10 protein-coding genes and 1 pseudogene are annotated in these 10820 nt (G+C 73.9%); 5 read left to right on the top strand and 6 right to left on the bottom strand.

From position 1 onward, the window contains the following. Positions 1 to 276 precede the first annotated feature (276 nt). Together CNX65_RS08150 and CNX65_RS36010 are read right to left on the bottom strand one after the other, a co-directional pair. Entirely contained in the window at positions 277 to 927 is a 651-nt protein-coding gene (locus CNX65_RS08150; protein WP_096492216.1) for a response regulator, read from the bottom strand. Then, positions 924 to 2108, bottom strand: a complete 1185-nt coding sequence (locus CNX65_RS36010; protein ID WP_177154631.1) for a sensor histidine kinase — start codon at positions 2106 to 2108, stop codon at positions 924 to 926. The genes CNX65_RS08150 and CNX65_RS36010 overlap by 4 nt, the downstream gene beginning before the upstream one ends. Positions 2109 to 2260: 152 nt before the next feature. Here CNX65_RS36010 and CNX65_RS08140 point away from each other — a divergent pair, with 152 nt between their 5' ends. Beyond that, entirely contained in the window at positions 2261 to 2818 is a 558-nt protein-coding gene (locus tag CNX65_RS08140; RefSeq protein ID WP_157767541.1) for a VanZ family protein, read from the top strand. Positions 2819 to 2951: 133 nt separating this feature from the next. Then, positions 2952 to 4385, top strand: a complete 1434-nt coding sequence (locus CNX65_RS08135) for a WGR domain-containing protein (RefSeq protein ID WP_096492213.1) — start codon at positions 2952 to 2954, stop codon at positions 4383 to 4385. Positions 4386 to 4424: 39 nt separating this feature from the next. Here CNX65_RS08135 and CNX65_RS08130 read toward each other — a convergent pair whose 3' ends face one another. Together CNX65_RS08130 and CNX65_RS08125 are read right to left on the bottom strand one after the other, a co-directional pair. Further along, on the bottom strand, positions 4425 to 5027 hold the full coding sequence (locus CNX65_RS08130) for a response regulator transcription factor (RefSeq protein ID WP_096492212.1): 603 nt from the start codon (positions 5025 to 5027) through the stop codon (positions 4425 to 4427). Then, the gene (locus CNX65_RS08125; protein ID WP_096492211.1) at positions 5024 to 6151 is read right to left on the bottom strand and encodes a sensor histidine kinase; all 1128 of its coding nucleotides are present in this window, start codon (positions 6149 to 6151) and stop codon (positions 5024 to 5026) included. The genes CNX65_RS08130 and CNX65_RS08125 overlap by 4 nt, the downstream gene beginning before the upstream one ends. 163 nt (positions 6152 to 6314) lie before the next feature. On the opposite strand from CNX65_RS08125, the gene CNX65_RS08120 reads away from it, so the two are divergent. The 3 genes from CNX65_RS08120 (at position 6315) to CNX65_RS36765 (ending at position 8327) form a co-directional block, all read left to right on the top strand. Next, positions 6315 to 7199 carry an ABC transporter ATP-binding protein gene (locus CNX65_RS08120; protein WP_096492210.1) on the top strand — a complete coding sequence of 295 codons (885 nt, stop codon included), beginning with the start codon at positions 6315 to 6317 and terminating at the stop codon, positions 7197 to 7199. A gap of 48 nt (positions 7200 to 7247) precedes the next feature. Continuing rightward, positions 7248 to 7967, top strand: a complete 720-nt coding sequence (locus tag CNX65_RS08115) for an ABC transporter permease (RefSeq protein WP_096492209.1) — start codon at positions 7248 to 7250, stop codon at positions 7965 to 7967. 93 nt (positions 7968 to 8060) lie between these two features. After that, positions 8061 to 8327 (top strand): transcriptional regulator, encoded by a 267-nt coding sequence (locus CNX65_RS36765; protein WP_177154623.1) that lies wholly within the window; start codon positions 8061 to 8063, stop codon positions 8325 to 8327. A gap of 281 nt (positions 8328 to 8608) precedes the next feature. Here CNX65_RS36765 and CNX65_RS36760 read toward each other — a convergent pair. Together CNX65_RS36760 and CNX65_RS08105 are read right to left on the bottom strand one after the other, a co-directional pair. After that, a pseudogene (locus CNX65_RS36760) lies at positions 8609 to 8779 on the bottom strand (very short patch repair endonuclease); the annotation flags it as partial. A gap of 298 nt (positions 8780 to 9077) precedes the next feature. Beyond that, positions 9078 to 10583 (bottom strand): transglycosylase domain-containing protein, encoded by a 1506-nt coding sequence (locus CNX65_RS08105; RefSeq protein ID WP_096492208.1) that lies wholly within the window; start codon positions 10581 to 10583, stop codon positions 9078 to 9080. Positions 10584 to 10820: the final 237 nt, after the last annotated feature.

Here is a 10820-nt window from a genome sequence, read left to right as displayed (position 1 = left end):
CTCAAACAAGTCCTTTAACACAGTTTCCGACAAAAAGCTGCACAGTTAACCCTAAAGGAGCAACGGTCGCCCCGGTCGAGCGAACGAGTAAGCCACTGAACGCAGCACGGCCGTGCTACACGCGCTCTACCAGCACCAACGAGGTCCCACTCTGGCGAATCCGCCACTCGAAATTCCCGTGCCCGGCGGTAGGAGCGGGGAAAAACAGCTGCCCGCACACCGGGTAATCACCCAGCGAAATCATGCGCTCACCCAGCAGCTAATGTCCGAACCGCCCTACTCCCGCACCGGGACCAGCCCGTTCTCCCAGGCCCACGCCGCGATCTCCACCCGGTTGCGGGCCGACAGCTTCGCCTGGACCGACGCGAGGTGCGTCTTCACCGTGCCGACCGTGACGTGCAGCGCCCCGGCCACCTCGGCGTTCGTGCGGCCTCGCGCGACGAGCAGGACCACGTCCAGCTCCCTCGGGGACAGCCGCACGTCCGGGGTGTGGCGGCGGGTGGGGGTCAGGCCCTCCAGGAGGCGCACGGTGATCGCCGGGCTCACCAGGGCCTCTCCGGTCGCCGCGGCCCGGATGGCCTCCAGGAGCAGGGGCGCGCCCGAGGTCTTGAGGATGAAGCCGCACGCGCCGCCGCGCAGGGCCCGGCGCACGTTCTCGTCGTCGTCGAACGTGGTCACGACCACGACCCTCGGCACGCCCGGCGCGCCCGGTCCGGTGATCCTGCGCAGCGCCTCGACGCCGTCCACGCGCGGCATCCGGATGTCCATCAGGACCACGTCCGGGGACAGCGCGCGGGCCAGCTCGACCGCCTCCACGCCGTCCACGGCCTCGCCGACGACCTCGATGTCCGGTTCCGCCGACAGGATCATGCGGAACCCGGTGCGCACCATGGCCTGGTCGTCGGCGACCAGCACGGAGATCGTCACGGGCGGTCCTCGAGCGCTCCCGCGGTGAACGACCTGGTCGCGAGCCGGTCGTCCCCCGCGTCGAAGCCCGCCTGCCCGGTCGGCAGCCAGGCCCGCACCACCCAGCCCGGCCCCCGCGCCCCGGCGAAGAGCGTCCCGCCCACGGCGGTGACGCGCTCGCGCAGCCCGAGCAGGCCGAACCCGCCGCCCCCCGGCGAGCCCGCGCCGTCGTCGGTCACCTGGACGCCGAGGCCGTGGTCGACCGCCACCAGCAGCACCTCCACCCGTGTCACGCCGCGCCCGTGCTTGCGGACGTTCGTGAGCGCCTCCATGACCACCCGGTGCGCCGCCGCGCCGACCTGCGCGGGCACCCCGCCCACCGGGCCCGCCAGCTCCAGCGCGACCGGCAGCCCGGAGCGGGCGACGAGGTCGGGCAGGTCGGCGACGCCGGGGGCCTGCGCGTCGGGGCCGGTGTCCCTGAGCAGCCCGACGACGCGGCGCATGGCGTGCACGGCCTCGGCGCCCGCGCGCTCGATGTCGCCCAGCGCGGTGACCACCAGCTCCGGGTGGGTGCGCGCCACGGCGGCGGCGCCCTGGGCCTGCACGACGATGCCGGTGACGTGGTGGGCGACGTAGTCGTGCAGGTCGCGGGCCAGCTCGGCGCGGTCGGCGGCCCTGGTGCGGTCGACCTGCTCGCGGCGGGCGGCGGCGGTGGAGCGCAGGTACGAGCCCGCCGCCACGAACAGCGCGGTGGCCTGCGCCAGCACCAGTGCCAGGACGGTGAACGCCAGGTCGCCCACCTCCGCGCCGAGCGCCTGGGCGGCCACCGCGAGCACCAGCGGCACGCCGAGCGCCCACGACCGGGGCCGCCCGACCCGCAGCACGACCGGGGTGAGCGTGGCGAGCAGCGCGACCGACGCGGCGAACGGGAACGGCAGGGGCGCGTCGCCCCTTGGCAGGAGCGCTGCCCCCAGCGCGAGCGCGACCTGCAGGACGACCACGAGCGCGAGCGCGCGCGGGCGCAGGCCCCAGGAGGCGAGCAGCAGCGCGCACGCCGCGACCGACCACACCAGGCGCAGCGGGCTGTTGTCGCTGCCGGAGAACTGGCCGCTCAGCACGTCGATCACGCCCAGGACCAGCAGCGCGGCGGCGGTGAGCGACCACGCCGCGACGACCCTGGCCCTCGTCCGGTCCTCCAGCACGGGAGCGAGCCTAAGGCGGCGGTGGGCGTTCCGCGTCCCCCTGCGGGCATCTGCCGAAAGGGGGAGGCGGATCCGGCTCTCGGGGGAAGCGGCGGGGCGGCGGTCGCGCCGAGGCTGTCCCCCGACGAGTCCGGTTCGGAGGAGGAGCGGTTGTGGGCGAGGACCTGGGGTACGCGGGCGTCGGCATCGAGTCCTGGTACGCGCTGCTGCCCGCGCTGGCGCTGTTCGCGGTGGTGCTGGCGGTGCGGGTGGCCAGGCGGGCGCCGGGGTGGACGGGGCGCGGGGCGGTGCTGCGCGCGGTGACGGCGCTCTACCTGGCCGGGGTCGCGCACTTCACGCTGTTCCCGATCGACTGGGGCGCGGGCAACCTGACGCCCTGGCACAACCAGCTCCAGCCGATCCCGCTGCTGACGGCGGACCTGCCGACGTTCGCGCTGAACGTGGTGATGCTGGTGCCGTTCGGGGTGCTGCTGCCGCTGCTGGACGCGCGGGTGACGCGGGCGGGGCAGGTGGCGGTGCGGGCGCTGGGGTTCAGCGCGGTGATCGAGGTGGCGCAGCTGGTGGTCTACCTGCTGGCGCGGAGCGGGCGGTCGGTGGACGTGGACGACCTGATCGCGAACACGGTGGGCGCGGTGCTCGGGTTCCTGCTGCTGCGGGCGGTTCCGGGTGTCGCGGCGCGGTGGCGGGCGGGCGCGGTCGCGCGCCGGTAGCGCAGCGGGGTCGCGGGTGTGCGCGGAGTGCTCGTCTCGGGCGCGAAATCGCTGCTCATCGACCGTTCCACCGGTTTTTGTCGGTGCCGCCGGCTACCGTGCTCCCCAGATCACACGACGAGGGAGCGATCGCATGTCTGCCACGACGACCTACCTGGAGCTGTCCGAGGCCGGCGGTGGTGCGCACAAGTTCTACGAGGTGCGGGTCGACGGCGCCGAGGTCACCATCACCTTCGGGCGCATCGGGGAGTCCGGGCAGGTCCGGCAGTCCTCCTTCGCGGACCACGACAAGGCGGTCAAGGCCGCGCAGAAGAAGATCGGCGAGAAGGTCCGCAAGGGCTACGCCGAGGCCGTGCGGGGCGTGCGGCAGCGGCGGGCGGTGAGCAGGCGGGAGATCGTCAGCACCCGGTCCACCGCGCGGCAGGCACCCGTGCTGTGGCGGTTCGCCTCCGGGGCGCCCGCGTTCGGGATCTTCATCGGCGAGGACCACGCCTGGGTCGGCAACGAGAACGGCGACGTCTACACGCTCACCCACGACGGTCAGGTCACCGGGCGGTTCGGGCTGCCCGACGCGGTCAAGTGCATCGTCGCCGACGACTTCTGGATCTACGCGGGCTGCGACGACGGCAAGGTGTACGACCTGGGCGGCAAGGTGCCGCGCGTGGCGTACGAGATCTCCGAGGACGTCGACATCTACTGGCTCGACATCCACGACGGCGTGCTCGGCGTGTCCGACCGGCAGGGCCGGGTGACGGTGGTCGACCACGAGGACGAGTTCCAGTGGTCGCGGCGCGCCAGCGGTGACGGGGCGTGGATGGTGCGGTGCTCGGACGAGGGGATCTTCCACGGGCACTCGCGGGGCGTCACGCACTACAGCGGGCGCGGGGACGAGGCGTGGCACTCGGACACGTCCGGGGCGGTGCTGTTCGGCTGGCAGGAGCGGGACGCGGTGTACGCGGGCACCTCGCGCGGGCTCGTGCACCGGTTCGCCAAGTCGACCGGGCGAGAGACCGCGTCCTACCGGTGCGACGCGGCGGTGTTCTCCTGCGCGACCTCGCCGGACGGGGAGTTCGTGTTCGCCGGGGACAACCAGTCGTCGGTGTACTGCTTCGCCGCCGACGGCACCCGGCTGTGGAAGCTGGCCACGGGCTGCGGGTCGGCGTTCTCCATGCAGTACCGGGACGAGCGGCTGTACCTGGTGACCACGGACGGCTCGCTGGCCTGCCTGGACGCGAGCCCGGAGGCGGTGCGCGCGGCCGAGCAGGGGCAGGTGCCGGAGCGGGTGGACGTCAAGGCGGGGGCGATCGCCCGCGTCGAGGCCACGGCCGAGGTGGAGGTCGTGTCGGTCGCGCACGTGCCCGCCGGGGAGGGCGTGGTCGTGGAGTGCGTGCAGGAGGGCGGCAGGCTGCGGGTGCACGTCGTGTCGGACGGGTACGAGTGGTCGCGCGGGGTGCAGTTCCCGAAGAACATCCGGGTGCCCGGCGCGCGGTACCTGGTGAGCGACGTGGTGACCTCAGCGAACGGGGCGTTCTACCGGGTGCGCGGGGAGATCAGGCGGTTGAGCTGAGCTAGGGGCGGGAGCGCCCGCCCAGGGCGCTCCCCCGCCTCACAGCCAGTCGTGCTCGCGCGCGTACCGGGCCGCCTCGTGCCTGGTGCGCGTCTGCGTCTTCTGCATCGCGTTCGACAGGTAGTTGCGCACGGTCCCCTCGGCCAGGTGCAGCCGGGCGGCGATGTCGGCCACCGAGTAGCCCTCGCTCGTCACGCGCAGGACGTCGACCTCGCGGTCGGTGAGGGGGCAGTCGTCCACGACGGCCAGCGCGGACACGTCCGGGTCCACCCAGCGCTTGCCGCCGTGCAGGGTCTTGATCACGGTCGCGATGTGCGAGGGGTCGGCGGCCTTGCTGACGAAGCCCTGCACGCCCAGCTTCAGCGCCTTGCGCAGCACGCCGGGGCGGGCGTGCCTGGTCAGCATCAGGATCACCTGGCCGGGCAGTTCGGCGCGGATGCGGGCGACCGCGCCGAGGCCGTCGACGCCGGGCATCTCCAGGTCGACGACGAGCACGTCGGGCCGGTGGCGCAGGGTGGCGTCGACGGCGGACTCGCCGTCGTGGGCCTCGGCGAGCACGGTGATCTCGCCCTCCAGCGGCAGCAGCGCCGCCATGGCCTTGCGCAGCAGCGCCTCGTCGTCGGCGAGCACCACGGTGGTCATCGGTCCCCCTCCTGGCCGGTCGCGGGCAGCCGCGCCGCGGTCGTGAAGGAGCCGTCGCGCTGCTCGGCGGTCAGCGTCCCACCGCGCCCGGCGAGGCGTTCGGCCAGGGCGGCGAGTCCGCGCAGGGCGGGCGGGGCGTCCTGGGCGCCGTCGTTGACGATGGTGATCGCGGACGCGGACAGGGTGATGGCCACGCGGGTGGCCTGGGCGTGCCGCAGGATGTTCGTGGTGGTCTCGCGCAGCACCTGGCCGAGCAGCTCGCTCGCGCCTTCGTCCACATCGGACTCTCGGCGCAGCCGCACCCGGATTCCCGCCGCCTCGAACAGGTTCTTGGCGTTCTCCAGCTCGGCGGACAGGTTGAGCCGCCGCTGCGCGTACACCAGGTCCTTGGTCTGCGCGATGGTGTCGGCGACCAGGGCGTGCACCTCCCGCAGCTCCTCCTCGGCGCGGTCCACGTCCACCCGCAGCAGCTTCCGCGCCAGCGCGACCTTGAGCTTGACCACGTGCAGCGTGTGCCCCTGGATGTCGTGCAGGTCGCTCGCGAACCGGACCCGCTCGCGCACCACCGCCAGCTCGGCCTCGCGCTCGCGGGCCTCGTCCAGCTCGTTGACGATGTCGTAGAACCGCTGGCTGGGGAACATCGCCGCGGCCATCAGCGCGGTGACCGCGGCGGGGAGGGTGACGTACTCGTGGAGGACGTCGGGGCCGTCGAGCAGGACCTTCACCCCGCCCACGGCGGCGGTGAACGCGATCAGCCCGACGATCGCCGGGTAGCGGTGGCGGGGCAGCGTGGGGATCGCGAACGTGCCGACGATCGCGAGGCCGAGGTACCCGGTGGCCCCGCCGGTGACCAGCGCGGTGAGCACCCACACCGCGGCGCCCGCGGCCAGCAGCGGGAGCAGGAACCGGTGCAGGTCGCCGGAGGTCCACAGCAGGTAGCCGACCACCCCGACCGACGCCCCGACCAGCATGACGGCGGCCTGGACGAGGGTGGTGGCGTCGACGAAGATGCTCACCGCGGCCACCAGGACCAGCGGCGGGACCCCGCTGAGGAGGTTGAGCCTGCGGATGGGCCCTCGCGTGACCACCGTCCGCTCGCGCTCGCGCGGTGATCCGGTCCTCATGGGGTTTCTCCGTGGTCGGGGGCGGGCCGCCCACCAGTGTGCGGTGTGGACGGACCGGGCCGCCAGTGACGTGGTGTCACGGGTGGGCCCTGAGAGATGTCACGGGTGATCGGTGACGCGGGCGCACTGCCGGGTGAGCGCCGCGGCGGCTGGAATTGACGCCATGACCTCCACCGCTGTCATCGACGTCGAGAAGCTGAACCTGGCCTACGGCGACTTCCAGGCCGTGAAGGACCTGTCGTTCCAGGTCCGGCGCGGTGAGCTGTACGCGCTGCTGGGCACCAACGGGGCGGGCAAGACCTCGACGCTGGAGATCGTCGAGGGGCACCGGGGCGCCACGTCCGGGACCGTGCGGGTGTTCGGCAAGGACCCGCGCGACCGGCGGGCGGTGCGGCCCCGGATGGGGATCATGCTGCAGGAGAGCGGGTTCGCGCCGGAGCTGACGGCGCGCGAGTCGGTCGCGCTGATCGGGGCGCTGAGCGGGCGCGAGGACGACGTGGACCGGGTGCTCGACGTCGTCGACCTGACCCGCAAGGCGGGCACGAAGGTCTCGCAGCTGTCCGGCGGCGAGAAGCGGCGGCTGGACTTCGCGACCGCCGTGTACGGCACCCCCGACCTGATCTTCCTGGACGAGCCGACGACCGGCCTGGACATCCAGTCCCGCGACGACCTGTGGGAGGCGGTGGACCGGTTGCGGGAGAACGGTTCCACGATCGTGCTCACCACGCACTACCTGGAGGAGGCGCAGCAGCGCGCCGACCGGATCGGGCTGATGCACCGGGGCTCGCTCCGGCGGGAGGGCACGGTGGCCGAGCTGACGCGGGCGCTGCCGTCGGCGATCCGGTTCTCCCTGCCGCCGAACGCGCCGCAGCCGCCGCTGCCCGCCACGCGGCTCGACGGCGGGGCGCTGCGGGTGGAGACGTTCGAGCTGGAGAACGACCTGCACGCGCTGCTGGGGTGGGCGCGCGCGAACGGGGTGGCGCTGCCGGACCTGGAGGCCGGGCCGACCCGGCTGGACGACGTGTTCCGCTCGCTCGACGACAACTGACCGCTTCTCACCACCGCCGCTTTTTCCACCACCGGGGAAGGGAATCCCATGTTCTCGATCGCGCTCAGCGAGCTGCGCCAGCTGTTCCGCAACCGGCTGGTGCTGATCACCAGCCTGGTCATGCCCGCGGCGGTCAGCGCGTTCTTCATCAACCAGCACGAGGTGTTCGCCGGGCTCGGCGGGCTGGGGTACATCGCGACGATCGTGCTGTTCACCGTGGCCTCGATCGGGCTGTACACGACCGTGGTGACCACGCTGGCCTCACGCAGGCAGAACCTGTTCCTCAAGCGGCTGCGCTCGACGCCGCTGAGCGACGCGGGCATCCTCGCCGGGCTGGTGCTGCCGCTGACGCTGATCTCGCTGGTGCAGGTCGCGGTGATCCTGGTGGTGCTGGCGGCGGTGACCAGCGCGCCGGAGAACCCGGCGCTGCTGGTGGTGGCGGTGCTGGCGACGCTGGTGATGCTGCTGGGGCTGGGGTTGGCGACGGCCGGGGTGACGAACTCGCCGGAGCACGCGCAGGTGACGACGCTTCCGGTCACGCTCGGCGTGATCGGCGTGGCGAGCTGGGTGGGCATCGCGGGGACCGAGGAGCTCGCGCTGGTCAAGCGGCTGCTGCCGGGCGGCGCGGCGGCGGAGCTGGTGGGCGACGCGTGGAACGGGGGCGCGGAGCTGGGCGACTCGCTGCTGCTGCTGGGGCCGACGCTGGCGTGGGTCGTGGTGGCGGTGCTGCTGGCGGCCCGCATGTTCCGCTGGGAACCGCGCCGCTGAGCGGGCCCTGTGAGGTCGGCCACCGGTTCCGGGTGGGGTCGCCGCGCCGCGCGTACGCTGCGGCGACCCTCCGGACGGCCGAACGAGGACCCGATGCCTTACACCGTCATCCTGCGCACCGGAGCCCTGGACTCGGCGATCGCCGGGGCGGGGCTCGACGGCGTCTCCGCGGCGGCGGCGATGTCGCTGTCGCCGTCGGCGCTGGCCGTGGTGCGCGCGGGCGTGCGACCGCCGGACGCGGAGTTCATCGCGGGGGCGCTGGTGGCGTTCCCGGAGCTGGGGTTCGGGGACCTGTTCGAGATCACCCGCGAGGCGGACGACGAGCTGGGCGACGAGCTGGGCGACGAGGCGGACGACTGATCCCGCCGGGGCTTCGGCCGGGGAAGCGCTGCGGCGGGACCGGACCGCCCACCGGCGGACGGCAGCCCGGTCGCGGCTCGCCGCGCCGCGACGAGCCCGAGCACGCGCTCCGCCGCCTCACCGGGGTCCTCGTGCTCCCACACCCGCACGACGAGCCACCCGGCCTCGGCCAACCGGGCGTCGGTGTCGCGGTCGCGCAGCACGACCCCGCGGAGCTTGAGCCGCCACCACGTCCGGTTGGCGCGCGGGAGCTGACCGTGGTCCGGGCAGGAGTGCCGGAAGCAGCCGTCGACGAAGAGCGCCACGCGGGCGCCCCGGAGCAGGACGTCGACGCGCCTGCGGCGGTTCGTGCCGGGCGGTGAGCGGTCCACGACGAAGCGCAGCCCCCGGCGGTGGAGGGCGCTGCGCAGCGCGAGCTCGGGCCGGGTGCCGGACGCGCGCATACGACGCATCACCTTCGCCGTGGCGGGAGAGCTGGGCGGTGGTGGCGGGCCGGGATCGGTGCACCTGTACACGTGGGCACGGTCCTGGGGACCACCGACAGTTCCGGCGTCCCGCCCGTCACCACCCCAGGGCCCTGATCGGCCCCAGCACCGCGCCCACCCGCACCGCCGCCGCGGGCTGATCGGTGCGGCGCTCCTCCAGCGGGGTCATGCCGCGCAGGGCGCGGTTGCGGGCGCCGTCGGGTTCGGTCGCGAACAGGACCGCCGCGCTCGCCTCGCCGTCGCCGCCCGCCAGCGACCAGGCCCACTAGCCGCTCTCGTCCAGGCTCCCCGCCGGGGCGGCGGGAGCCACCTGACCCGGTTCGACGACCGCGTGGGGCGTCCTCGGCTCCGACGCCGCGTTCGGGGCGCGCCACACCACCTGCCCGTCCTTGCGCACCTCGGACACGTGGTAGGGCTGCCGGTACTCGCCGTACAGGGCCACGAACGCGGCGGCCAGGCGCATCGGGGTGGTCGCGAGGGTCCCGCGCTCGCCGTCGACCTCGGTGACCAGCATCCGCTCCAGCCGCTCCGGGTACCCGTCCTTGGTCGCGCCGTCGCCGAGCGCGACCCTGCGCAGCACCCCGGCGAGGTCGCCGACCGGGCCGCTTGCCTGGAGCGCGTCGTTGTACCCGCGCTCCAGGTAGTCCGCCCCGCCGTAGAAGCCCAGCACCGCGCCGTTCCGGGCCACCGTCGCCGCGCCGACCCGGACGTCCCGGTCGGCCGCGCTGCCCACCGGGTCCAGGCCCTCCAGCGCCTGCGCGACGCCCTCGCGCAGCCTGGTCATCGCCTCCGGCCGGTAGGTGGTGACCACCTCGTACCCGCCGCGCGCGAGCATCGCCGCGTCGGGCGCGCTCGGGTCCTGCCGGTGCTGCCCGTCGAGGTACTGGGTCGCGGCGTCGACCAGGTACCCGGTCTCGCCCGCCAGCTCGTCCGCCCGGTGCCCGACCACGTCCGGGAACACCAGCGCCGCGCGCCTCGGCTGCTCCAGCCAGCCCTCGGCGACCATCCCGTCGAGCACGTAGTCCCACCGCGCGCGCAGGTCCTCGGCCGCCTCCGGGTCGTCGGGCGCGGAGGCGTAGCGGTAGGGGGACTGGAGCAGCGCGGCCAGGTAGGCGGCCTTCGCCGGGTCGTCGCCGAGCTCGCTCACCGGCGTGCCGAAGTACGCGCGCGCCGCCGCCTCGACCCCGTACGCGCCCCTGGCGAAGAACGCCGTGTTCAGGTAGGCGCGCAGCACCTCGTCCTTGGGCACGTCCTGCCCGATCTTCAACGAGATCAGCAGCTCCCTGCCCTTGCGCCCGAGGGTCTGCTCCTGGGTCAGGTAGTGGTTCTTCACGTACTGCTGCGTGATCGACGACCCGCCCTGCAGCTCGCCGCCGCCGAGGTTGTTCTTCACCGCCCGCAGCAGCCCGGTGAGCGACACGCCGGGGTCGTCGTAGAAGGACCGGTCCTCGGCCGCGAGGACGGCGCGCCGCACCACCTCGGGGATGTCGTCGAACCCGACGGACTGCCGGTTCACCCCGACCTGGGCGATGCGCGAGCCGTCGGCGCGCAGGAACACGGTGGCCTCGCGGATGGCGAAGTCGTTGGGCTCGGGGATCTCCGCGGTCCGCACGGCCACGGCGAGCCCGCCGAGCGCCAGGGCCGTCACGGCGGCGAGCGATCCGGCGGTCCAGGCCAGTCGCCGCGTCCACCGGCCGGTCGGGCGGTCGGGCGGGGGCGCGTCGGCGACAGCGGGGTCGGGCGGGATCTCGGGTGCTTCGTCGGTGTCCATCACCTGTGTTCACGACGCCGCGCGCCGCCGGGTTGCCGGGGAAGGGCCGATCACTTTCCGCAACCACCGGGAATCGCGGAACCCGAACGGCGCGCCCATTCACACCGCGCCCCCTAGAAAGGGCCACCCGGCCGCCCCCCGAACGTGCACCCGCCGCTTTTCCCGGCACCCGTTCAGCCCCACCGCTAACACCCCCTCCCACCAGGGCGATTGCCGAGTGCCGCACGGCATCCGCTT

This window comes from Actinosynnema pretiosum (assembly GCF_002354875.1).
GTDB classification, from domain to species: domain Bacteria; phylum Actinomycetota; class Actinomycetes; order Mycobacteriales; family Pseudonocardiaceae; genus Actinosynnema; species Actinosynnema auranticum.
The sequence above is the reverse complement of the archived record's forward strand: the minus strand, read 5'-3'. Positions and strand labels throughout refer to the sequence as shown.